This is a genomic window from Glutamicibacter endophyticus, from assembly GCF_048457885.1.
Taxonomy (GTDB): Bacteria; Actinomycetota; Actinomycetes; order Actinomycetales; family Micrococcaceae; genus Glutamicibacter; species Glutamicibacter endophyticus.
Genome location: NZ_CP174200.1, coordinates 1464415 through 1488899, shown reverse-complemented (window position 1 = coordinate 1488899; position 24485 = coordinate 1464415). Strand labels below are relative to the sequence as shown.

The 24485-nt window shown below is 59.1% G+C and carries 19 protein-coding genes; 8 read left to right on the top strand and 11 right to left on the bottom strand.

Annotated features, from left to right (window positions below; translation table 11 throughout):
- Window positions 1-209: 209 nt before the first annotated feature.
- The gene (locus ACJD00_RS07050) at window positions 210-2687 is read left to right on the top strand and encodes a right-handed parallel beta-helix repeat-containing protein (protein ID WP_418909095.1); all 2478 of its coding nucleotides are present in this window, start codon (window positions 210-212) and stop codon (window positions 2685-2687) included.
- A gap of 82 nt (window positions 2688-2769) precedes the next feature.
- Here ACJD00_RS07050 and ACJD00_RS07045 read toward each other — a convergent pair whose 3' ends face one another.
- Window positions 2770-3942 (bottom strand): low temperature requirement protein A, encoded by a 1173-nt coding sequence (locus ACJD00_RS07045; RefSeq protein WP_418909094.1) that lies wholly within the window; start codon window positions 3940-3942, stop codon window positions 2770-2772.
- Window positions 3943-4111: 169 nt separating this feature from the next.
- Window positions 4112-4648 (bottom strand): hypothetical protein, encoded by a 537-nt coding sequence (locus ACJD00_RS07040; RefSeq protein ID WP_418909093.1) that lies wholly within the window; start codon window positions 4646-4648, stop codon window positions 4112-4114.
- 207 nt (window positions 4649-4855) lie between these two features.
- Between ACJD00_RS07040 and ACJD00_RS07035 the strand changes: the two genes are divergently transcribed.
- A complete protein-coding gene (locus tag ACJD00_RS07035; protein ID WP_418909092.1) occupies window positions 4856-5407 on the top strand; it encodes a uracil-DNA glycosylase family protein in 552 nt (183 codons plus the stop codon).
- On the opposite strand, the gene ACJD00_RS07030 is transcribed toward ACJD00_RS07035, so the two are convergent.
- The 7 genes from ACJD00_RS07030 to rfbB all read right to left on the bottom strand — a co-directional run bounded on the left by ACJD00_RS07030 (window position 5388) and on the right by rfbB (window position 14031).
- A complete protein-coding gene (locus ACJD00_RS07030) occupies window positions 5388-6683 on the bottom strand; it encodes an O-antigen ligase family protein (protein ID WP_418909091.1) in 1296 nt (431 codons plus the stop codon). The two genes, ACJD00_RS07035 and ACJD00_RS07030, sit on opposite strands and share 20 nt — an antisense overlap.
- A gap of 3 nt (window positions 6684-6686) precedes the next feature.
- Entirely contained in the window at window positions 6687-8072 is a 1386-nt protein-coding gene (locus tag ACJD00_RS07025) for a Wzz/FepE/Etk N-terminal domain-containing protein (RefSeq protein WP_418909090.1), read from the bottom strand.
- Window positions 8065-8799 carry a CDP-alcohol phosphatidyltransferase family protein gene (locus ACJD00_RS07020; RefSeq protein WP_418909089.1) on the bottom strand — a complete coding sequence of 245 codons (735 nt, stop codon included), beginning with the start codon at window positions 8797-8799 and terminating at the stop codon, window positions 8065-8067. Before ACJD00_RS07020 ends, ACJD00_RS07025 begins: the two co-directional genes overlap by 8 nt.
- A gap of 39 nt (window positions 8800-8838) precedes the next feature.
- Complete coding sequence (locus ACJD00_RS07015; protein WP_418909088.1) at window positions 8839-9960, bottom strand: glycosyltransferase family 4 protein; 1122 nt, start codon at window positions 9958-9960, stop codon at window positions 8839-8841.
- A complete protein-coding gene (locus ACJD00_RS07010; RefSeq protein WP_418909087.1) occupies window positions 9957-11297 on the bottom strand; it encodes a hypothetical protein in 1341 nt (446 codons plus the stop codon). Before ACJD00_RS07010 ends, ACJD00_RS07015 begins: the two co-directional genes overlap by 4 nt.
- Before the next feature lie 320 nt (window positions 11298-11617).
- The gene (gene rfbD, locus ACJD00_RS07005) at window positions 11618-13030 is read right to left on the bottom strand and encodes a dTDP-4-dehydrorhamnose reductase (RefSeq protein WP_418909086.1); all 1413 of its coding nucleotides are present in this window, start codon (window positions 13028-13030) and stop codon (window positions 11618-11620) included.
- On the bottom strand, window positions 13027-14031 hold the full coding sequence (gene rfbB, locus ACJD00_RS07000; protein ID WP_418909085.1) for a dTDP-glucose 4,6-dehydratase: 1005 nt from the start codon (window positions 14029-14031) through the stop codon (window positions 13027-13029). Before rfbB ends, rfbD begins: the two co-directional genes overlap by 4 nt.
- Before the next feature lie 60 nt (window positions 14032-14091).
- Between rfbB and rfbA the strand changes: the two genes are divergently transcribed.
- The 3 genes from rfbA to ACJD00_RS06985 all read left to right on the top strand — a co-directional run bounded on the left by rfbA (window position 14092) and on the right by ACJD00_RS06985 (window position 18110).
- On the top strand, window positions 14092-14976 hold the full coding sequence (gene rfbA / locus ACJD00_RS06995; protein WP_418909084.1) for a glucose-1-phosphate thymidylyltransferase RfbA: 885 nt from the start codon (window positions 14092-14094) through the stop codon (window positions 14974-14976).
- 137 nt (window positions 14977-15113) lie between these two features.
- Entirely contained in the window at window positions 15114-15728 is a 615-nt protein-coding gene (locus ACJD00_RS06990) for a hypothetical protein (protein WP_418909083.1), read from the top strand.
- A gap of 1785 nt (window positions 15729-17513) precedes the next feature.
- Window positions 17514-18110: a transcriptional regulator gene (locus tag ACJD00_RS06985; protein ID WP_418909082.1), complete on the top strand. Its 597-nt coding sequence runs from the start codon at window positions 17514-17516 to the stop codon at window positions 18108-18110.
- Between the two features lie 36 nt (window positions 18111-18146).
- On the opposite strand, the gene ACJD00_RS06980 is transcribed toward ACJD00_RS06985, so the two are convergent.
- Window positions 18147-18713, bottom strand: a complete 567-nt coding sequence (locus ACJD00_RS06980) for a hypothetical protein (RefSeq protein ID WP_418909081.1) — start codon at window positions 18711-18713, stop codon at window positions 18147-18149.
- A gap of 979 nt (window positions 18714-19692) precedes the next feature.
- On the opposite strand from ACJD00_RS06980, the gene ACJD00_RS06975 reads away from it, so the two are divergent.
- Window positions 19693-20889 (top strand): IS110 family transposase, encoded by a 1197-nt coding sequence (locus tag ACJD00_RS06975; protein ID WP_418909318.1) that lies wholly within the window; start codon window positions 19693-19695, stop codon window positions 20887-20889.
- 785 nt (window positions 20890-21674) lie between these two features.
- Here the strand turns inward: ACJD00_RS06975 and ACJD00_RS06970 are convergent.
- Complete coding sequence (locus ACJD00_RS06970; protein WP_418909080.1) at window positions 21675-22736, bottom strand: 2,3-butanediol dehydrogenase; 1062 nt, start codon at window positions 22734-22736, stop codon at window positions 21675-21677.
- A gap of 321 nt (window positions 22737-23057) precedes the next feature.
- Between ACJD00_RS06970 and ACJD00_RS06965 the strand changes: the two genes are divergently transcribed.
- Both ACJD00_RS06965 and ACJD00_RS06960 read left to right on the top strand, forming a co-directional pair.
- A complete protein-coding gene (locus ACJD00_RS06965) occupies window positions 23058-23741 on the top strand; it encodes a hypothetical protein (RefSeq protein ID WP_418909079.1) in 684 nt (227 codons plus the stop codon).
- A gap of 136 nt (window positions 23742-23877) precedes the next feature.
- Window positions 23878-24453: a hypothetical protein gene (locus tag ACJD00_RS06960; protein ID WP_418909078.1), complete on the top strand. Its 576-nt coding sequence runs from the start codon at window positions 23878-23880 to the stop codon at window positions 24451-24453.
- The last annotated feature ends 32 nt before the right edge of the window (window positions 24454-24485 follow it).

The following is a 24485-nucleotide window of genomic DNA, read 5'->3' as shown; positions in this document are numbered from 1 at the left end:
AACTACTCGCTCCGCTCTCGCACTGGCCCCTTACTTCTGGCCGGAAATCCGGGCCCTGACGCGCCCCGCGAGGCAAAGGTCACAGTTGCATAACGGTTAGCGGCGTGGAAGCATAGGTGAGGTTGTGCGCGACACCGTTTCGACGGTGCCACATCCATCCGGGATCCGTTGTGCTGGGGAGCACGGGACCGCCCACGAAGGACACAAACTTGTTGCATCCCCCTGTTGAACGTGGGGGCCGAACCCGGCTCCCACGCGCCCTGATGACCGTAGTCGTCACCGGCTCACTGCTCGCCTCGGCGCTACCGGCGGCCTCCGCCGCCACCTATTATGTGAGCGACTCAATGAACCGTACGGTCAGCGAAGGCTGGGGCTCCCCCGATTCCGGCCCCGCCTATCAGCTCAACCACCCCGAACGTTTCGCCCTAGCCAACGGCGTGGGTTCGTTGACCTTGCTGCCCGGCAAGAGCAGTGTCGCGAACGTCAATATCGATCAACGCGACGTGGCGGCAGGCGTTGATCTCTCCTTTGATTCATTGCCAACGAGCGGCTCCATCTACGCCTCACTGGCTGCGCGCCAAGGCTCCAACGGCCGCTACGACGCCACCCTACGTCTGCTGGCCTCCGGCGAGCTGCGCCTCGAAGTCGCCCGGCACCTCAACGGAACCAAAACCGTCCTCGAGCACGTACGCATCGCCGAATCTGTGCGTCCCGGCGAGAGCTTTCACCTGGACTTCAACGTCTCTGGGGGGAGCGAAACCACGCTGAACGCCCGTGCGTACCGCGCTGGTAGCACTGCGACCGACTGGAACCTGCAACACATCGACAGCGACTCTGCACTGAGTGCCGCCGGCGATGTGCGGCTCACCGGATACCTGTCCTCCTCCGCTAGCAAAAACACCGGACTTCACGTGGACAATCTTCGGGCGAAGGAAGCCCCCAAAAACCTGTTCAGAGAGGATCCGGGCACCGCCGAACCTGGTCCGATGCCCGAGCCCTCTCCGACCCCGGAACCAGCCCCTTCCCCAACTCCATCCCCCGAACCCGTCGAAGAAGCACCGGCTCTTCCGGCCGGGGCCCTCTATGTGGCGCCCGGCGGAAACGATGGCGCCAGCGGTTCGGCCGAAGCCCCACTGCGCCAACTGGCCACCGCCGTCGCCAAAGCAAGCTCGGGTCAAAGCATCGTGGTCCGCGGCGGAACGTACCACGAGTCGGTAACCATCCCGAGCGACAAGACCGTGCACCTGGTGAACTATCCCGGTGAAAACGTGTGGCTCGATGGCGCCTCGACGCTGTCCGGGTTCACTGCCTCGGGCGGGGCTTGGAGCACCGGATGGGACCTAGATTTCGATCATTCCCCGACCTACACCCGCGGGGCCGAAGATAACCAGCAAGAAGCCTGGGGGTTCATCAACGCCGATTACCCGATGGCGGCGCACCCCGAGCAGCTCTGGGTCGATGGTGCACCCCAGACCCAGGTTGGTTCACTCGATCAGTTGCGCGCCGGCACCTTCTACATCGACTTCTCGGCCAACAAGCTTTATGTAGGCTCGGATCCTCGCGGCAAAAAGATCGAAGCCAGCACCCTCGTAAAGGCCTTGAGCATCCGCGGGGCCAACTCCACGGTGGATGGTATCAATGTCCGCCGCTACGCCCCGTCGGTACCGGATATGGGCGCCATCACCGCCGAAAAGCCGGGTATCGCTCTTCGTAACCTGTCCGTCGAGGACTCGGCCACCACCGGCATCAACGTTTCGTCGACCTCTAACACCATCTCGAACGTCAATATTCGTCGTTCGGGCATGCTTGGGATGAACGCCGTCTATGCCGACGGGCTGAAGGTGCAGGACCTCGACTCGTCCGGAAATAATACCGAACGATTCAACTCGTCGCCGGTGTCCGGTGGCCTGAAGATCACCCGCTCGCGGGGCATCTCGGTTAAAGATTCAGCCTTCACCTCCAACCGTGGCCCGGGTCTGTGGATTGATGAGTCGGTCTACGATTCGAAGATCGTCAATAACGACATGATCTCAAACTCCTCGCATGGTCTATCGCTGGAAATCTCTGCCAAGGCCGTGGTCGCGAACAACCGCATTGTTGGCAACGGCGGTAACGGATTCAAGCTCAACGACAGTAGCGATGTGCGGATTTGGAACAACACCATTAGCGGCTCAAACCGTCCGCTGAATATCGTGCAGGATAACCGGCGGGGCGACAACGCCTCCGATCCGGGACATGATCCGCGCCAGAACTTCCCGGACCCAACGATGACGTGGATCGTGAAGGACATTGCGGTGCATAACAACGTGCTGTCCAACACAGGCGGCGGGAACGCAATCTTGGCCGTTGAGGACTACTCCCATGAGTTCAGCGCCGCCGAGATGGCAATCTCCACGGATCACAACACCTACCACCGCCTCAGCTCGGGGACTCCGCGCTGGTCCACGGTATGGTCCGCCGGGGCCGGAGATCCGCAGGTCTACACAAGCTTGGCGGCATTCCAGTCGGCACATCAGCAAGAGTCCGGATCAGCCGAGGTGACCGCCTCCAGCGTGCTGGATGCCGAACATAACCTCACTTCTGCCATCACGGAACGCAACGGATCAGCTTTTGGCTTGCCATCCGATCTGGCAACGCTGACCGGCCTGAGCGCCGGCAGCAAGCAGATGGGCGCCTACCGGCGCTAAGTCCTCCCACTACAACTGCGGGTCCTGCCATCACTTAGATGGCAGGACCCGCTTCTTTTCAAAGTTCTAGACAGTCGGTGCGTTACCCGAATGTCGCCCTATTATCAGCAGCTCCCTGACGCCACACCAACACGGCCACAAGGAGCACCAAAATCACTGTGCTCAAAGTGAAGGGTACCGGCAAGAGCGGGTCGATGAGCACCAGTAAGCCACCGATAGGAACGACAGCATTCACGACCGCGTCTCCCTGGCGCCGGATGGCTAGGGCCCACACGCCCAGCACAAACACCGCGATGGGGATCGTAAACGCAAACGAAGCCAAGGGCGCCGAGAGGCTACTGTGATGCGTGATGACATCGATTTCAACTTCAATACCCGCCGAGAGTGCCCCGGCGGCTGCGAAGATGAAGTAATGCCCGTACCCATACGCGATGGAACCGCGTAGCCCCTGAATCGCGTGGTGATGCGGCGGCCAGAAATAAACCCACCACAATCCGGCGGTCGCAATCAAGGTCAACACCGCCAGTGCGATCAGCGGGCCAACCGCTTCACCTTCATGCAACGCCTCGATGATCGCATTCGAGGCCGCCAGGAGGCTTTCGCCCAACAAGATGAGCGCGAACAGTCCATAGCGTTCGGTGATGTGGTGCGGATGCCATGGTGTCGTGGCCATCCGCTCGGCAATCACCGGGACCGAAATTTCGGCAAGAATCAACACGATAACAACTACGGCAAAGAATTCCTTGGGCACCAGAAGCGACAGTAGCCACAGCACCTGCACGAGGCTAATGCCCACGGCATAGGCTAGGGCTGTTCGTCGGGTGCGCTGCGTACCGTGCGAGGCCCGCAACCACTGGGCGACCATCGCGATTCGCATCACCACATAGGCGTAGATCACCAGCGAAAGGTCTTGAGATTCAAAGGCTGGGCCGATTCCAGCGGCTAGAACCAGGACCCCACCCATCTGCACGATGGTCAGCACACGATACAACCAGTCATCGGTGTCGAATGAGGTGGCGAACCATGTGAAGTTCATCCAGGCCCACCAGATGGCGAAGAACACCATGAGGTAGCTGAAGATCCCGCTGAACACATGTCCATCGGACAGTGCATGGTGCAGCTGGGCTGCGGCTGTACCTACGGCAATGACGAAAACGAGGTCGAAAAATAGTTCCAGAGGCGAGGCCGACCTGGCAGGCTCGTGCGGATCCCGCGAACGCATCGGCGTCAGCCGCATTCGAGACAATGACGTCATGAGATGAGTACTTTCTTTGAGGGCAAGGCAATGATGTTGAGCCGGGCGGAAAACGTAGTGTTCTACCCCGCTTGGGCCTACCCTACCCAAACAGTTGCATCGTCCGTGACGGGCATCGCCCGTCTGCGGCAGGTTCGTCACTGGGTGGCAACGTCACCGTCGCTACGTACTACTCGGGCATGTGTTCGCGCGGGACGATGGCAACCCACGCCCACTCGATATCCTCGGGTGTTTCCAGCTTGATCGATACGGTGGCGCCTGCAGGAATAAACCGAGCGGCACCGCTGGTCCAGGTTTCTTGGGACATCTGGGCACCGCAGTAGATCTGGCTGAATTCTGGCTCAACCTTTCCGTTCACCGTGACCCGCGTCCGGACGGCGGTCCATTCGGTCGTTGTGCCGCATTGACCCACATATACGTAGTCGCGGTCTTCGGCCGTACCGGCTAGTACCTCTTTTACCTTGGTCCCGTCGTATTCGGTGCGTGCGATCTCTCCTTCCCACGCATCGGGTGGAGAAAATTCCGTACCGTTTTCTGCCTTGGAGTCCGTTGGGCTTGGAGTCGAGGAGGCCTGTTCGGTGGGCTTGGAATTTTCAGGCGCGATCGAGCCTTCTGGTTGGGTGGATGGGCCACACGCGGCGAGGGTGAGAATCATGGCCGCGCTAGCACAACTGACATAAAGGACGTGTGATGATTTAGCCTTCATGCCCGGCACTCTACCCACTGCCCCCAATATAAAAAAGGATGAGGAAAACGCTAAACTAACCACGGCCGCGAGGGGTACAAACGATCGACCCGTATCTAAGACTTGGGTTAGTTAGGACGTTCTTCTACAGGCTGTGCATCTTGCACAAGATCATGCCAGCTCCCCCTGTACCCCCGAGTTGATTCAATCCGCATGAAGTGAGTACATATGACAGCCAATAAACTCATCGGGCACCAGGAGTTCGTCTCCAATAATGGCTCTGAACTCACGCTCGCCGATCTATGGCCGGATTCCTCGATCCGCGCGGCCATCGTCGGGTTGAATCCGGCACCGCACAGTGTCAATGTTGGGCATTACTATCAAGGCCGGGCAGGTCACCGGCAGCTACTCCGCATTGCCAAAGCGGGGCTCTTCGACCCCTCAAGCGCTGCATTCTTAGACGATGCAGCTGTAGCCGCAGGCGTCGCTTTCACCGACATTGTCAAAACTCCGACTCCCGGTGAAAAGCAGGTCACCATGAAGCAAATCCAGGCGGGTTTGCCCATCCTTGAGGAGGCGCTGGCATCACGACGTGTGCCACTGATTATTTGTGTATTCCGGCAACCCGCCCACGCCTTATTGAATATCAATAGGTCATCCCCCGGTCTGCTTACTCAGCGGACCCGTTGGGGCGCGCGTGTCTTTCGCATGCCGGGCCCCTATGTCAAGTTGAGCGATGCCGCCAGGGCTATGGAACAACTCAAGGACGCGCTCTCGTAGTCGGCGCACTGATGCCGTAGGTTGGTCTCTTAGCGGTTCCCAGTAGGGGCTCATGCTCCCAGTCCGGTCCGTACTCGCGGCTCGGCCGTTCCAAGCAGAGCGACAGCGCGAAGAACACCAGGAACATCACGCCCGCGTCGATCAGCCCGTTCTCCATAAGGCTGCGCACCAGAATAAAGGCCAGCAACGGCAGGTAGAGCGAGCGGACCTTGCGGTGACGCAGGGCAGCCCAAAGACAGCCGAGCACCCACAATAGTGCCAGCACGGCACCGAACACTCCGGCCTGCGCTAAGAGTGAGATCCAGGAGGAGTCGAATACCTGCTCTTCCCAGTATTGGCCGGTCACCGGAATGGTTTTCATACTGAGGCCTTGTCCCACCCAGCGTTGCCAACTATCAAGGGGCAGCTGCAGGACGGCGGACCAGCTGATGGTTCGTGAGTTGAAGGTCAACAGCTCGGCGCTATCGGATCGTTCCAGCACCGCGCGCACCGCTGGCGTGTAGAACATGACATAAAACAGGACGGGTATTGCGATCAAGGTCGCCACGAGGGTCTGTACCGGCAGCGTCCGCATCAACAGCACCATGAGTACCGCGGCACAAGCCGCACCGATCAGTGCGGTGCGCGACTCGCTGAGGATTAGAATGCCAACTAAAAGCAGCAATCCCCCGCTGTGCCACCAGTGGACGCGAGCACGTAGCGTTTCATGCAGTAGCATCAGTGCGGGCAAACCGGCGAGCAAGGCAATCTCATTCGGACTAAGCGGCGGGATTCCACCCGAAAGTCGTCCTTGGCCGCCAATAACGAGCCCGGAGACGGCACTGATTCCGCCGACAACTGCCAGTGCCACCGCCAAAGCCCACAGCAGTCGTTGCGGGGCATAGCAACGCGCCAGGAACATCACGGTCAGAGCCATCAGCAGTACGCGGACTGCTAGCACCAATGACGCAGTGAGGTTTCCTTCGGCGAGGGCGCCGACGACGCTGAGCGCCAGAATGGGCAACAAGAATCCCAGCGAACGGACACCCAGCGGAAAATGGGTGCGGCAGTTCAGGCACAGTAAAGCCGCCCAACCTAACGCGCCGAATTGCAGTAGGGCCTTGAGGACCACCACTGGGTCGGCTCCCCCGGTATAGAACACGCCCTGCCGCCAAGCCACCACCGAACTCACCGTCATTAACCAAATGAGAATCAGATGCAGCTCGCTTGGGCCAGCCACCCGCCGGGGTTCTTTGATGCCGGCGCGAGGCCACTGGGCCGTGATCGTGCCACGCATTGCTCAGCCCTGCCGTGGCCGGATCCGGCGGCGCGGATGACGAAGCATCACCAGCCCGGTAGCGCCGCTGCGCACCGCAGCCAGATCTTCAAGAGTTCGTCGTAGGGAGCGGGCTGTGGACTTCTTCTGCCGAGTAGTTAGCAATACTCCATCACAGTGTGCTGCCACCACGGCGCCGTCGATGGGTTGGGCCCCCATGGCCGCAAGGATCACCACGACATCGTAGCTACGTTCCAGTTCCTCGATCAGCGGAGAAATCCTTCGGAAGACGTCATACCGCCGAAGCCCTGCGGCAGGCTCGCCGGCGGCGAGATACCCCATGGGCACATGAATCATCTCGATCAGCGCCTCGGTGAGTGTGGCTTGGCCGGCCAACACATGGCAGAGTCCGGGGTGTTCGGCCACTTCGCCGGGTTCGATGGCCCCCTCCCGGCTCTGAATGACCACGGCCTTACGTCCCATGCTGGCTAGCGTTTGCCCTAGTTCCACGGCGTCGACGGTCGGGGCCTTCGGGTCACTGAGCACCAATAAGCGTTGCGGCAGGTCTCCATCATTGGCCAGCAAGAGACCGGAGAGTAGTTGCCGATACCCGTTATCGCGCCGTCCGCGTTCCCGGCGATCGTCGCTCCCGCGTACGATCCCCAGCACCGGCAACCCGGTGACGCGTTCGGCGTCGGCCGGGCGCAAAATCCGCGGGTCCACCTTGTCAACGAACAACGCTAGAACCAGGCCCAAGCTAAGCCCGGAGACTAGCCCCAGCGCCAAGTTCACCGTTTTGCGTGGCGAGACCGGATCATCGGGCGCGCTCGCCGGCACCGAAATTTCCGCGGTTACCAGTAGCGATTTCGGATCCGAATTCTCAAGTTCGCCGATCCGCGCGGCGAGCAAGGGCGCCGCCGCATTGGCAAGATCGGCGGCTTGCTGCGCCTGCGGCGCGCTGGCAGTGATCACGATCAGCACCGTGTCCTCCGGGTTCGTGGCGCTGAGCGCTCGGCGCAGCTCGTTGACGCTCACATCTGCGTCAACGCGGCGCGCCACGGCGGCCAAGAGCGTCGGGTCCCCGATCAACTGAGGATAGGAATCGGCCCGTTGCAGGGCGTACTGTCCGCGCGCGAAAGCCGAATCCCCTGCCGATTGCACGTTGATGAAGATGGTCGCCTTGGCCACATAGCTAGGCGTCATACTCAAGGTGATGCCGACACTGGCCGCGACCCCCAACACAATCGCGAAGAGGATCCACCACTTACGGGTCCGTAGAACGCGCAAGTAATCCTTGATATCCATGCCCATCGCCTCCTGACTCTGGGGCGGACGTACCGGTATCGGTGGCAGTGGGTCTCCGGGAGACAGGAATACCTGATCTTCGCGATAGTCCAATGACTTAGCCATAGCGGCGCACCTCCCGATACCACTTGGCAAGGGCCAACACGACGAAACCGCCGTTAGCGAGCAACAACAGCGTGTACCCGGTCACGAACCCGGCAGGCCACGCTAGGAGCACGAAGAGCAGACACATCAGCCCGAAGTCGGTCGGTAGCACCGCTAAGGAATATGCCAATGAGGAGGTGCCCTGCCCGCTCATGAAGTGCTCAGTCATGCCCCGGTTGAGCCGGCGCAGCTGGTCGGTGAGGATCATGGCAAAAAACTGCACGCTGGCCACCGCCTGGAACGCCAAGGGTACGAGCAACCACCGAACATCCAGGTCGTAGAAGCGGTACCAACAGATCAATACCGCGGCGTGCAGCACCGCCGTCTTGATCGCGTCGACGATGTGATCAAGCCATTCGCCGACCGCCGACCCCGAATTTTGCAAGCGAGCCAGTTGCCCGTCGGCCGAATCCAGCGCGTAGCCGGCCACCAGTAGCGCGGCAACGAACCCGGCTACCGGCCAGCTCGGCGCGAAGGCGGCAATCAAGAAAATGCCGCCGAACGTGCAGACGGCGCTGAGCCCGGTCACCTGGTTCGGGTTCAGCCCCCACCGGTAAGCCATTGCAGCCAAGCGCCGTCCTAACGGCCGGTTGATGTAGCGCGAATAGGCCGGTGCCCCCTTCGCGGTCTTTTGTCGCTGGCGCAGTTCATGCACCGCCCAGCGGTATCCTCCCGCATGTTGCATCATCACAGCCCCCCTGCTCGATGAATTTTTCGTGCCCGACGCTCAGGTTCTGGCCCGGCGTCCCGAAAGTAGCTCCCGGATCCGGGAGTGAAAGTGTTCGGGTGTATATTTCTGGAGATACTCCTGCCGGGCGCGTGTGCCCATCTGACGAAGTTGCTCGGTGGTGGTCTCGGCCAACAGGTCGGCGAGCGCCTGACTGTCGCCGGGCGGAAAGATCAATCCGGTCACCCCGTGGCGTACGATCTCGGCTGGTCCCCCACAGTCCGAGACGATTGCCGGGGTACCGTGGCGGAAGGCCTCGATGGCCACGAGCCCAAAGCCCTCGATGCTGTCGGTGGGCAGGATGACTCCATCTGCGGCGGCGATCCACCGTTCCGGGTCGGGCACCTCTCCAATGACCTGCACGGTCTGCGGTTGCTGAACGAACTGATCGACAAGCTGGGGAACCGACACCTGGGCCCCACTGGGCGGCGGTCCGCCGAGAACAAAAAGAGTGCCCGGACAACCGGCCTGTTGCCAGGCGCGCAATAGTGTGCGGTGCCCCTTGTGTCCGTTCCAGCGGCTGGCCACGACATAGTGCGGAGCTGGGCTGTGCACCATCTGAGCGGGGACCGTCTGGTTCTCGGTTGGGTGCGGCACGGCATTGGGCACAACTTGTATGGCAATCGGCGATAGTTCGCTGAAATGTGCTACGGTCTCTGAGATCGCGATCCGCTGGTCCGCTAATCTTGCCAACGCACGCAATACCGGTGCCTCCCGCGAGGTCCATGGCTCTTGGATGTGCAGGGTGATCCGCCGGATCCGTGCCATGCGGGCTATCGGTGCCAACAGCAAGCAGGCCGAGGTCATCAAATACAGCCGCTGCGGTGCGGCTTGACGCAGCCGCCACCACGTCGGGACGGTCAGTCGCAGAAAACGCAGGACACCGGCCGGATTCAGCCAGGCGCGTCGCAAAATCGGGAGCTCGACATGGCGCACCGCCACACCGCGGCGCACGAGTTCTTTGAAGAGTAACTGCCGGCCATCTTGATGATCCACTGGAAGCCAGACCTCCACCTTCCAGAGGCCGCCCAAGGCCTGCACCACCTCAAGGAGCATCCGATCGCTGCCATACAGCTCGTCCGAAGAATGCACGATGAGCAGGCTTCCGTTCCTTACGCTCATGGCCGGTCACCGGCCATCGCTGGGCTCGTGTCTTCGGCGCGCACCAAGGGCACTAAGACAAAGCCGCGGATGCTCAACCCACCGGCTAGCGCCCCAATTGCGGCCGCCCACGGCACCAAGGTCACCTCGCGCAATACGAACGCGGCCACGGCCACCAGTACGAGGCAAAGCGCGCTGTCGAGCGCACGAATTGTGAAGACTGCGCGGGCCCGATGTCGTACCGCCGCTAGGAGCCCGTACGGGGTGGCCACTGCCACAGCCATGGCATAACCGAGCCACCCGAGAACGGTCAGCGCTACCGGTTGCCGTCCGGTGATCAATTCTCCAGCCACCGGCAGTAGAACCATCCCCAGCACCCCGCACACCAAGGCGGCGAGCAGCAGGTAGCGTACCGCCCGATCGGTGAAGGCCAACGCCGTTGCTAACGACTGCTCCTGGCGGACGGCCAGACTGGCAAAGAGATAGGAGCAGACGCCGCTGACCAGCAGCATGGCCGGTGCCGCGTAAATTCGTGCGGCCTCCAAGGCACCGGCGGCCGCCAACGTGAGCGCGCCGGTAACGAGTAGTCGTGCCCCGGTGAGTTGTCCGGGACGCAATGCTTGGAGCGCCGCCCGCCAGATCCCGTAGCGCGCCACCGGCCCCCAAGCGATCGGCCGATGCACCCCGCGCCGCTCGCTGCGCGGTAACAGGTACCACCCAAAGAGCATGCCGGCAAGCTGCCCCACCGTGACGGCGCCCAGTACGAAGATCAGCCCGCGGTAGCCCACGGTAAGGAACCCTAGGGCCACCACTACCGTGACCGCGAGGACCAACAGATCCATCCAAATGATTCGATGGAAGGCAAGAACGGCCATCAAATTGCGTCGGATGAGATCCTCGGCAATGTACGCGGCGGCCGCTGCGGCAAAGACGAGCGCACCACTGACGCTCAGCACCCCACTAAGCCAGCCGGTGATGAACGCCGCTACGGCGATTGCGGTGGCCAGCACCGCAAACCACGCTGCCAAGCCGGCGCGAATCTCGGCCGCATGTCGATCGAGCACGAGCAGCGAATCACCCACAAAACCGCTGGTGATCCCGGCGGCCAGAATGAGTGCACCGTACAGGATCGAGAACAGTCCCAACGCTTCGATCCCCAGAGTATGTGCCGCCAGCAACGCCACCGCGAATCCGGCCGCCGATTGCGTGGCTTGAGCTCCGGCGGCCGAACTGACCGCGGCCAGGCCTCGGCTCAGTCGGCCGGTGCCGGAGGTGAAGGAGCCGACGACAGCTGGGGGGCTAGCCGTACTGGTGCGCGACTGGCTTGCCGCCGGCTCCGTCTGTGGGACCCGATCCACACCGGCGCCTGCTGGCGAACCGGCCAAGCCGATGGACCGGGAGGACGCACGGCGCGCGGCGGGTCGGCTTCGAGTCGGTTGACTCGATGTGCTGCGACGCCCATGGCGCGACCATGTGTGCGACATATTCGACTGCCCCCAATGAATATCGCGTTCCCACCTCGCACGTTAAGCCGTTGGTTGAAGGCGGGCACCAGTAGCGGCTACTCAATGGGTCAAGGAATTACCTAGATGGGCAATGCTCGGGGCACCCGAGATGACACAGCGAGTTACCCGGCAGATGGTTGCCGGGTAACTCGCTGGTCAGACGCTTCCCGCGTCTAAGGTTTGACGCCCAGGTACCGGGCCAAGGCACGTTGCTGATCCCACGGGTGATACCCCGTGGCCCGCAGCTTGGTGGTATCCAGCACGCTCATCGCTGGTCGCGGCGCGAAGCTCGCCCTTGATTTGCCGTATTCGCTGGTGCTCGTGGCACCAACGCGCTGTGGATCCTTACCACAGTATTCGAAGACCCGGCGGGCCAGCTGATACCAACTTTGTGGGGCCCCGGAACACTGGAAGTTGTAAATCCCGTAGGCGGCACGGTGATCGATCAGATGCAATAGCCCGGCGGCGAGATCCTCGGCGAATGTTAACCGTCCGATCTGATCATCGACCACCACGGGATCGATGTCGCTGTGGGCCAGCCGCTTCATGGTTTCCACGAAGTTCATCCCCTCGCCGATGACCCAACTGGTACGCACCAGATAGAAGCGTTCCAGTGTGCGTACCGCCGCCTCGCCGGCTGCCTTGGACTGCCCGTACACGCCCAGCGGTGCCGGCTGGTCCTCCTCGGTGGCCACGGCACGGCTCCCGTCAAAGACGTAATCCGTGGAGATATGCACCAAGGTGGTACCAAAGCGGGCACACCGCGCCACCAACCGAGATACCGCCTGCGCGTTCACTGTCCACGCTTCACGGCGTCCCGAGGGCAGTTCGGCCAGATCCACCTTGGTGTAAGCCGCCGCGTTGATGACCACCCCATACGAGCTCAGGTCCAGCGCGTCGATCTGTGCCGGGTCGGAGACATCCAGCGCCTCGCGATCCATCACCTGAAGCCGAGGGTCCATGCCGCTTCGGGAGGCCAAGGCGCGACCCAGCTGTCCGCCGGCCCCCAACACCAGGATGGGAAGTGCATGCACCGGACGCGCCCGCTTCAGTGAGGGATGTTCCCGGTCCGCGGCGGAGATGACCGCCCGGTTCAATGGGATGGGCCACGGGACCGCCAACTGGTCATCGTCCAGATTCACATAGCTATACCCGTCACGATCATCGGCGCGCCAATGCCGGGTGACTAGATAGCTGTATGTGGTTCCCGGTTCCAAGGTCTGGAAGGCGTTGGCCACGCCGCGCGGCACGAACACGGCCTGTTCGGGACCAAGCTGTAGGGTGGCCAGCTGACCGAAGCCCGGGCCGGGTCGCAGGTCCACCCACGCGGCAAAGACCTTGCCGGACGCCACGGTGATCAACTTGTCCCACGGTTCGGCATGAAATCCGCGCGTGGTGCCCACGGCGGTATTGAATGACATGTTCTGCTGCACGGGCAGAAAGCCCGGCAATCCGGCCTCGGTCAGACGCTCGCGGTTCCAAGCTTCCTTGAACCAGCCGCGGTCATCGCGGTGCACCGGCAGCTCGATGACCTTCAAGCCATCTAGCTCCAAATCGCGTACCTGTAGGGACTGTACCGAACTCATGAGATCGCCTCCCGCAACGCATAGCGGCGTTCGGTCTCCGCCTTCAACGGTTCCCACCATGCCCGGTGTTCCCGGTACCAGTCAATGGTCTGGTCCAAACCGCTGGCAAAGTCTTGATGAAGTGGCACCCAGCCCAATTCTTCGCGAAGAAGCGAGGCGTCGAGCGCGTAGCGCAGGTCGTGTCCTGGGCGGTCGATCACTTGGTCAAAGTCGCCCGGATCGCATCCCATATGCGCCAGGATTAGTTTCAATACCGACAAGTTATCGCGTTCACCATCGGCCCCCACAAGGTAGGTCTTCCCAATCGTCCCGCGTTCGAGAATCAACGCCACCGCACGGCAATGATCCTCCACGTGAATCCAGTCGCGCACATTATTGCCGTGCCCATAAAGTCGTGGGCGTTGACCGATTAGCACATTGGTGATTTGCCGAGGAATGAACTTTTCCACGTGTTGGAAGGGACCGTAGTTATTGGAGCAGTTCGAAATAGTCGCCCTGATCCCATAGGACCGTATCCATGCCCGTACCAACATGTCGCTGGCGGCCTTGGTCGAGGAATACGGGCTGGAAGGGTTATAGGCACTGTTCTCGGTGAAACGATCTGCGTCATCAAGTGCTAGGTCCCCGTACACTTCGTCGGTGGACACATGATGAAATCGCGCATCGTGACGCCGTACCGCCTCCAGCAGGGTGAAACTCCCAAGCACATTGGTCTGCACGAAACGGCCCGGATCGAGTAATGAATTATCGTTGTGAGATTCTGCGGCGAAGTGCACCACCGCATCATGAGAGGAGACCAGTTCGTCGACAAGATTAGCGTCGGCGATATCCCCCACTACCAGCCGTACTCGTTGCTCATCTAATCCGTGCAGGGATCCCCTATTCCCCGCGTAGGTGAGCTTGTCCAGTACAGTGATCATCGCGTCGGAGTGCCCGAGCAGATGGCGCACAAAATTTGCCCCGATGAATCCGGCACCCCCAGTTACCAGGATTCTATTCATGGGCCAAGGGTAACGCTCATTGTCCATTGACAGAAGAGCTAGCGTTGCTACCATTCGTCCATGAGGGGAATCATACTTGCTGGGGGAACTGGTTCGCGGCTTCATCCGATCACACAGGGCATTTCTAAACAACTCGTGCCCGTGTTCGACAAGCCCATGATCTACTACCCGCTTTCCACGCTTCTCTTGGCGGGAATTCGGGATATTCTAATCATCACTACCCCACGCGATACCCCGCAGTTCCGTGACCTGCTCGGGGACGGAACCCATTTCGGGGCGAACTTGGACTACGCGGAACAGCCTTCGCCCGATGGCCTAGCCCAAGCGTTCCTCATTGGCCGAGAGCATATCGGCGCAGACTCCGTCGCTTTGGTGCTCGGCGATAATATCTTCCACGGTCCCGGCTTCGGCACGCAATTGCAGCATTACTCGACACGAGAAGGGGCCACGATCTTTGGCTACTGGGTCAAAGATCCCAGCGCCTACGGGGTGGTGGAGTTCGACACGGACGGCCACGCCATCTCCTTAGAGGAAAAGCCCCAGGCACCACGTAGCCACTACGCGGTACCGGGGCTTTATTTTTATGACAACTCCGTGATCGACAAGGCCGAATCCCTGACTCCTTCGGAACGTGGTGAGTTGGAAATTACAGATATCAATCGGCTCTATCTGCACGAAGGAACACTCAACGTCAACGTATTGGCCCGTGGCACCGCGTGGCTGGATACCGGCACCTTCGACTCGTTGAATGATGCCTCAAACTTCGTCCGCACCATCGAAGCGCGGCAAGGACTGAAAATTGGAGTGCCTGAGGAAGTCGCGTGGCGCCGAGGTTTTATCGACGATGCCGAACTGCGGTCGCGGGCCCACAGCCTCGGCAAGAGCGGGTACGGTGACTATTTGCTGAATTTGCTCGACCATTCCTTTGCCGATCCTTGGCACTAGCCTCTGCCCGATCAGCCAAAGCCCGCTAGCCGACTGGTATGCAATTTATCCGTGAACTAGCACAAGGTCGAGATTTGAGTGATAATACGAATAATCCCAATCGGGAGACATTCCATCCACTTATTGCTGGAGAATCAGTGAAGAAATTCCTTGGTAAGGCCCTTGCGCTCGGCGCGGCGGCTGCCATTGCATTCGGTGGGGCAAATATCGCCCCCACCACCCCGGCGGCCGCAGCCACCGTATCGACCGCAGTAGTCGCCGCAAAGAAGCAGGCTCCGGTCACCATCAAGACCATTGGCAAGAAAACCGTTAAGGGTTCGGCCAAGGCAACCATCAAGCCCAGTTATTCCAAGGCTAAGAGCGTCAAGGTTAAGTCCGCGGTACTGACCGTCAAAAAGGGCAAGAAGACCGTCGCGAAAAACAAGAAGTCGGTCAAGCTCGGCGCTGGCACCTACACGGTCACCACGACAGTCAAGTACACCGTCAAGGGCAAGAAGAGCACGGTAAGCAAGAAGCAGACACTGAAGGTCGTCAAGGCGAAATCGTCCTCGAAAAAGCGTTCGGTGAAAATGAACGGTCAAGGATACTCCTGCCCAAAGGGCTATCCGGTGAAGGGCAACCGCACCGGCAGCAACAAGGAGTGGAAGTACCACGTTCCGGGCGGCCAGTACTACAGCCGCACCAAGCCGGAAGAGTGCTTCAAAACCGAACGGGATGCCCAGAAAGCAGGCTACCGCGCTTCGAAGCGCTAGTTTACGGAGCATCGCAATGCCGGGTGCTACTCAGAGGACCACTGAATGCTAAAGATCGATCTAATCAGGGAAATTAGCGGGCTCGAACCTTCTACAGCCGAGTTCGACTAAGTAACTCAATCCGTGGACAACTCTGGTACCACTTACCTGCCACTCGATGCAGCCAAGATCGAGCAGTGGCCGGGGTCTTCGGCGCACAGAAGACCCGGGCCCGACAATCGCGAACAAATTGTTCGCGCCGCGGCGAGCAAGGCACACCGCCTTCACGGCTTGGCAGATGCCCTTAACCCATGTCCCGTCGTCTTATTTCGAGCCGACTGCCCCGATCATCGCTCAGATAATGTAGCGCCGAGGTACGCGGCAGAGTGCCGGGTAGTCCGCTTGACCTAGGAAGCGGCAATGACATCCCCATCCTGGCATGGCAGGTAAGGCGTGAAGAAAAGAAACGAATCCGCCACTTCCTCAGCTTCAGTCATACCCTTCTTGCGCCCTGTCGTCGTGACCTCAGTACAAACAGTGCTATATTGCACCGCAATTGATCGCAACGTTCACCGATGATCGTGTCGCGCACAGGTGCCAGCAATCTCATCGCGTCTTAGCCGACTTCCCGGTCGTTCGTAACGCGATCGGAAGCCGACGCCGAGTCAACATGCCCAACATGACACTCCTTGTCCACACAGTGTTTTTGAAACTTGATCCAACGCCAGGTGTACCGCTTCACCAAGGACTTTAGCCGCTGATTCCCCCGCAGAATGTCCGGGACTAATCCTTTGTTTGTTTCAGCTCAAGTTAGCGAAAACCTCAAGTTTGGCTGACAAGTCATACTCGCGATCCACTGACCATGCCGCGTACGGCACCATCCGACGTATTGTTCATCACGACGGTAAATGTATGATTTTCACCCTATTCGCCCCCGTCCGCGATACCAGGCAGTATCATAGTCCACCGGTTATCTAGGCAAGACGTCAATCCCTGCATCGCAATTCGGGACTATAGCCGCAGGAAACGCGGACTAGAGTACGAATAATCAACCATTGCCAGCGCCCCACCACGCTCGTGACAACTGATGGTAGCCCCGGCAGCGCGGCCTCACGTGACTGGGGCATGTTGTCATTGACCAGCTCGTCAGCTGAGTTGAGGCTGCACCCCGTTAGTTAGCATTATTGACGTCGGACCCAAGACTTACATCGCATTCTGTGAGTGCCACAGTCCCCTTAGATCAACAAACCTTTGCCTCAGCGGTTCCTACGACCCTGAACTTGAGACCAATGCGACTAAGAATCCTCAATAGTGTCAGAGCGCACCCGTTCCAACAGTAGGCATGTGTATTGGCGCGCCCGCGGGACAACAGATCTCCAATCTGGGGGCGCAATCTGGTCATAGAAGAAACTACCGGCAGAAACGTTCGGAGCCAACGAATCACTACGTGAGAGCGCCCCAATAAGATCAAGTCCGGCGCGAATAAACATCCGGTTCCCCGACAAATGTCGTCGACCTCTTCACGAGACACGCAGTACATTCGTAACCTTGACCACTTGGGGCCCGCCCGTTGCATCGGCGGGCACCGGCGACTAGAGCGCGGAGCAACCCGCAATCCACGAATGACAGGCACCAAACCATACGGTTTCGAACACTTGCGAAAGTGCAAGTAGTCTGAAAAACTAAACCAACAAGCGCTCAGGAGGTATCAGTGAACCAGACAAACAGTGAATCGCACCTTGGACTACCACCCGCCCCAAAACGAATTCTCACCGCATTTGATTGGGTTCTCGTCATTTCGGCACCATGCATCTTCTACCTAGGTGGATTAGGGGTGGCCTTCAAAAACACCAATGGCCTTATTTTAGTTGCCTTCGCAGGATTAATCGTCATTACGTTGCGAACGATACGACTAGGAAAAATCAACGAACCCCGCATACCTCGGTGGACCGGGCCTGGCTCAATCGTCGTTTCCGCATTTGGGTTCGTGTGGGCATGGAACCTTCTACAGAATCCGCCAAGCAGCAGTTTGGAGCAGTTCGCCCTGCCACTAGTACCGGTGGCGCTCTATATCGCTCTGGTACTACCAATGCTGCTACCGCGTCGACGGTGAATACTATGGATCTACAACGTGCACTCTTCTCACCGCCACGATTTAAGACCTTGGGGTTTCTGACACAGGTAGAAAGGTCCAACTACCCGTCAATCCAAGAATTCACAGGACTTTCCTTACCCGATGTGTCACGCGCGGTCGGTTTTTTAGATGAGCATGGCTTAGTTCATGTAAGCAAAGGTCGAGTCGGACGTTACGCGCAGACCGAAGTTTCCGCCTCGGAGAAGGGTATAGCTGAGTTTCGAAAGCTCCTTAAGGAGATAAGGAAGTACGGGGCGAGCGAGGATTAGTCTCGCTCACCCCGGGCTCCTCAACTAAACCTCGGACTACTCGCGGGAACAGACAATCGCGCTTACCGCTAGGCCACCCACAATGCCAGCTATACCCCCTCCGACGCCGGCTTTGATCAATCGTGGCATTATCCTCTGAGCAAGTTCATAGAATTCCTTCTTTCGAATTAGCTCAGCGTAAATTCCCGACGACATGCCACTAATAAAGCCCAACACACTACTGTCAATCATGCAGTCGACAAAGCTACGCCCGGCAGCAGCCTTTGCCGTACCGAAAGCTCCGATTGGCGCATTCAATTGGCGACTCGATGAAAGCGCGGCAATAACCTTCCCCGCCTCTTCCTCACCTAAAATCGACGTGAGTTCGTTTTGGTCAATCGAGATAATGCCCGAATCACCCAAAACAATCGCGTCCGTGAAGACATCCTCCAACACGCGAGCGAGCTCCTCCGCCGAGCTCTCTTTAAGCGTGGCATTGTAGACGATAGCTGAAGAATCTGGCCCAGGTGCAGCAAGTGCTGCCGTCGGTACCACCAGCCCTATCGCGGCAATGGTAGCAATGGCGCCAGTGATAATCCGATTGCATCTTTTCAAATTTTTCACATTAATCTCCTCCGGGGTTTCGCTCTACTGATTCTCATAAAATTAGCTTGTTACTTTCGCACGCACCCCTTTACGGCTTCGATCATCGCTAGCTGTCAATCTCCATAGACTCGATGCACGAGAGGAAGCTCCCTGCGGGCACTTTGGTGTCGACTAATATCTACACTCTCAAGCCATAATACGAGCGTAGCAAATATCGCCTAATCAGAGCATCATACTTTTGTAGGATGGACGGTGCGGTGAAGGCAACTACATCACTCAGACTTGAAGCGAAACCAAAACCGAGCCCTACGCCCCAGAGGGACTTCATTGAGACGGCCTGCCCGTCACCACATTTATCTGCTCGCCGTCGCTACTCAAGTGACCGAAGGGCTGGCGACAATAAGGCCCAATTTGTAATACAAAGTCTCGCGAGCCACCTCAAACCGAAGCCCTGTAGGAATCAAGTCTATGAATAGCTTCTAGCGACAAGCGATTAAAAAGCTAAGGATCTATATATTCATAAATCAGGAATAAAGCGCTTTCGATTAAAGCAACTCTCACAATAAAACCATCTCGACGCACCTAATTAAGCTCTGGCTATTAAGTGGACGGCTTTTCGCGCAAGCTTTAGAAGATTTTCTTGAGTACTAGCGCTTCAACACTTTGGTGCGGAAATTCTCTGGCACCAACAACCCTCTGATTGCTATCGCTCGTAGGCGCTTGCAGCGGATTACCCCGTTATCTTTTTGATAGCCCCCAACAAGAGGATCATGGGGCTGTCGGCCGACTAGCCTCGGCATGGTGTCTTGCCCCTGTCTAACCAATGATCCGGGGGGGTGTTGCCACCGAGGCTGGGAGGGCAGTGAGGTGATTGCTAATTAGGGGCACGACGCCACGCACCACCGGTGCACGGACGTCAGTCATAACGTGGATGTAAGACTTTGCTCCCGCAGGTTGGCCGACCAAATGAGGGACCAAGCGCAAAGGAGCCAACCTCATAAAAACCGACGACATCCAGATCTTCCTCGGCCTCGATGTCGGCAAGACCGACCACTGGGCCTGTGCTGTCTCCACTGACGGCACCAAGATCTGGAACAAGACCCTACCCAACGACGAAACCAAACTCGTCACCGTCTACCAGAATCTCAGTGCCCAGGGCACCATCCTGGTCGTCGTAGATCAGCCAGCCACCATCGGGGCGTTAGCCGTCGCTGTCGCCCAGAACCTCGGTATTCCAGTGGCCTATCTGCCCGGACTTTCGATGCGACGCATCGCAGATATGTATCCTGGCACGGCGAAAACAGACGAAAAAGATGCCTTTATCATCGCTGACGCGGCCCGCACCATGCCGCACACGCTACGTAGCATCCAAGTCTCCGACGAGGACGAAGCCACCCTGGGCATGCTCACCGGCTTTGACCTGGACCTAGCCCGTCAGATCACTCAAACCAGCAACAGGATCCGCGGGCTATTCACCCAGATCCACCCGCCACTAGAACGGATCCTCGGTCCCTGGCTGGAACACGACGCGATCTTGGAAGTCCTCGCAGCCTGGCCCACCCCAGCTCAACTGAAGCACGCAGGCAAAGCCAGGATCGATGCGAAGTTCAAGAAGCACGGAGCCCGCCGCCACACCGCGTGGGCTTCAACCATCATCGCGGCCCTAGATGAGCAGACCGTCGTCGTGGTCGGCACCGACGCCGCAGGTCTGGTCATCCCGCATCTGGCCCGGCACCTGATCTCGTTGCATGCCCAGCGCGTGGACGTGGCCACACATTTGGAGGCCATGGTGGAGGCCCACCCTCTTTACCCGGTCCTGACATCCATGCCCGGGGTTGCCGTCAGGACCGCTGCGATCATCATCGCCGAGACCTCCGGCAAGACCTTCACCAGTGCCGCATCCCTGTCTTCTTACGCCGGCCTGGCACCAACCACGCGCCAGTCGGGCACGTCGATCAAGTCCGAGCGCGTCAGTCATTCAGGTAACAAGAGATTGAAACGAGCGCTCTTCCTCTCGGCGTTCGCCTCGATCAGGTTCGATCCGACCTGCCGGGCCTATTATGACCGGAAACGGGCTCAGGGCAAACGCCATAACCAAGCTCTGATCGCGTTGGCTCACCGGCGTCTCACCGTCCTGTTCGCGATGATCCGTGACGGATCGCTCTATGACGTTCCAGAGCTGAAAATTGCTTGACACAGAACATAGGGGCACCCCCGATGCTAACCAACTTTCAAATTCAGCCCTGCATGTCTGACGAATTTTCAGTCCACCCGATATCGTCACAACAACACGCTTTCACCGGCATTCCATACTCTAATGAATTCTATCCACGTATCCTTCACTCCGATATCTGATTCCACTTTAATGTCCGAAATCTCGAATATATTGACGCCTGGATGTTTTAGCATTGTCTGGAGTAGGTCTCGTCAGGTTCTTAGCTTCTATCGCCGCCACTGAAAGCCCATGGCGCGGCTTCCCGAGAAAGGCGAACTAACGTGTCGGTCGTCGGCAACCTAAATGTGCGATACCGTCACGATTTACAGTCGTAGCATCCCGTTTGAACCCGGATAATCAGCATCTGGCGTCTCTATCCATGCCAGCAGGTTTGTGGCCATCCCAGCGCCCGCTCCAGCTTCGCGGCGAACGGGTCCTTCTTTCGGTTGCTGTGCATTGCGCGCTTAAGCAGCGAGATCCGGTGTTCGCAAAGTCCGTAGCCACGGACTGACGATAATGCTCCGCCACCATGGTGCACGACGAATTCGCCAACGACACGGTAACCCAGTCCCATATGTCATCAAATAAATGCGACACCGGATCGCAGTCCGTGTAGGATCCACCGCGCTTCGAAGCGGTAGCTTACGCCGCATCCAACGACATTGCCCCGGCGCCGACCAGTACTCAGTGGTCAGCGCCGGGGCTTTGCCTTGGCCATATGAATGAGCACCTAGCAGTTGCGCTGGCAACTGGTTCGGGCCAAGCTAAGCACGCGGGTCCACGATGATTTTCACGTGTGCCTCATTGTTGTTGATCAGTTGATCGAAGCCTTCGGTGAGCAGCTCATCGAGCCCTATGCGACCGGTGATAAATGGCCCCAAATCCAGGTTGCCGCTCTGTACTAGGGCGATGGTGTCCGGATGGTCCGAGGCGTAACCGATGGTGCCTCGAAGATCGATCTCCTTGAGCACCAGCTTCGGCATATCAACCGCGGGCTTATGGCCCCAGATTGAAACATTCACAATCACTCCCCCGGCCGTCACCGCGTCGAGTAGCATGTCCAACACGGCAGGCACGGAAGAGCATTCGAAACCGACGTCGGCACCCCGTCCGCCAGTAGCTTCGCGGACCTGTTGCGCCACATCTCCCTCGCGCGGATCAAAAACTCCATCGGCCACACCGGTTTCTTTCGCTTTGGCTTTACGCGCCTCCGACAGTTCCGAGATATACACGGTTAAACCCTTGGCTTTCAACACAGCTGCGGTCAATAGCCCAATGGGGCCAGCGCCACCGACAACCGCCACTTGTCCCACCTGCGCCCCAGAACGCACAAAGGCATGGTGAGCGACGGATAACGGCTCGATAAGTGCGGCCTCGTCAAGCGGTATGTTGCCAATCGGGTGCACCCAGCGACGTTCGACGACGATCTTCTCGGACAGCCCTCCGCCGCGTCCGCCGAGACCGATAAAGTTCATGTCCTTGGAGAGTTGATACGGCTGGCCCTTGCCGGTATCCACATCCTCACGAACGATATACGGCTCAACCACCACGTTCTCGCCGACTTTCAGGTCATTTACGCCTTCGCCCAGCGCGGTAATGGTCCCGGAGAACTCATGCCCCATGATGATTGGCGCGCATTCACCCGAGATCGGATGTGGATGCCCGGCCGGAGGTATGAAGATCGGGCCCTCCAAATACTCGTGTAGGTCCGTGCCGCAAATGCCGCACCACGCCACGTCGATGGCGACCGTTCCGGGTTTCAGTTCTGGCTCGTCAACGTTCTCGATCCGAATATCTTTCCGGTCGTAATATCGCGCTGCTCTCATGAGTATCTCCTCCTTCGCAGATGCGGCACGGAGCCGCGCAGCGATCCGCTCACTCCCTGCCAATGCAGTCAAGTTACCGGCCCCTAGGGCGAACATAAACCGTTGCAGAACGTTGCATGACACCTTGACAGGACGCGAACCACCCGAATCAGCACTCAACCGGCTCGAAGGAAATACCTAATTCATCACTCAGCACCCAACTAACGCCACCTACCGGTCCCAGGTCCCGGTTTAGTTGTGAATTGTCGCTACGCACAGCATCGGAATCCCAAGGTGCACGCACGGCGAGCACACCAACACGTACCCCCTCAGGAGACAAGTATGTCCACCAAAATACCCGCACAGCACCCGAACAAATCTGGGCGTAAGCGTGCCACGCTAACCGCGGCTGCCCTGTTGGGTGTCGGTGCCCTGGTCACGGCTGCGGCCTTCACCGACTTTGCGCTGCTCGATCTGAACGGTTCGGGAGGCATTGGCGGGAGCGCGAATAAATACAACATTCAGGTTTCGACACAATCAGCAGATCGCGCCAGCGACGTCAGCGAGAAGCAGTGGGTTGAAGCCAACCCAGAGGCTGAAAGCTTGGACATTCCAGGGGCGGACGCTCTAATACCGGGTGGAAGGAGCATTGTGGCCAAGATTCCGGTTCGCAATGCTTCCCACACCATGCGCTCGAGTCTGGACTTGAGCCTGCAGAACACAACGGCACCCACCGGTAATGCCGCCGAGGATGCCAAGAACCGCGCCTACGGCCAGCTCCTGCATGTAGACGTAGCACTCCTGGACGATGCCTCCAACCTGAGCAAGGCCGCGTGGAAGCCGGTAGAAATGAACCGTTTCGCCCCCGGCGAGAAGAGCGGTCGCGTACAACTCGACGAGTTGGGCGCGGACTCGGGCAAGATCGCCGTATTGCGCATCGGGCTGAACAGCTCGGCAGACGACAACGCAGCCAACGGCGGCACCGTCGCCGTACAGGCCCGTTTCGACGGTACCGCCATCAACTAAGTTCGACGGTCCGATCTTGTGCACCGTTCAACGAGCTGCTGGGCCGGATCACCACGGTGGTGTCGCGTTTACACATAAATTGCCAGCCCGAGCGCGCCACCACCGTTTACTTATTAATCATTCTTAGGAGCCACTAATGATTCGCTCACCACGCATCGCCCGACGCGCATGGCTCTCACTCGGAGCCCTGCTGGGCACCTTGTCCCTGACGACTTCGGCCGTGCTCGTGGACCGGGTCGACTTCCTCGCCACCGGAACCGCGACGAAGAAGTTCAATCTGCAAGTCGCCGCCTCGACACAAGCCAATTTCACCCCGCGCCAAGCTGACTGGACCGAAGCCAATCCCACCGCGGCCGTGGTCGGGCTGGCGCCAACGGATGGACGGTTTCTACCTGGCGAAGAGCGTCGTTATGTCATCGCTGTGCGTTGCACCGAAGATGGGTTGCCGGCTGTGGTGCGGCTATCGTTGACTGGCACTTCGCTACCTAGCGTCAGCAAAGATCTCTTGCCAGCCCTACAGCTGAGTTTGGAGCACGACGGCAAGCTACTGGCACGTGGGCAGGGCTCGCTATCAGCGAGATTGCCGGGGCTAGTACGGCCAGGAGCCGTGGAAATTTTCAGCGTTCGGGTGCTACTGCCGACGTCGGCGGGCAATGAACTACAGGGCGCTGGCACGAAACTCCGACTACGCGTCGACGGGATATCGGTATGACCTGGCGACAATGCTCACGAGGACCACTTGGC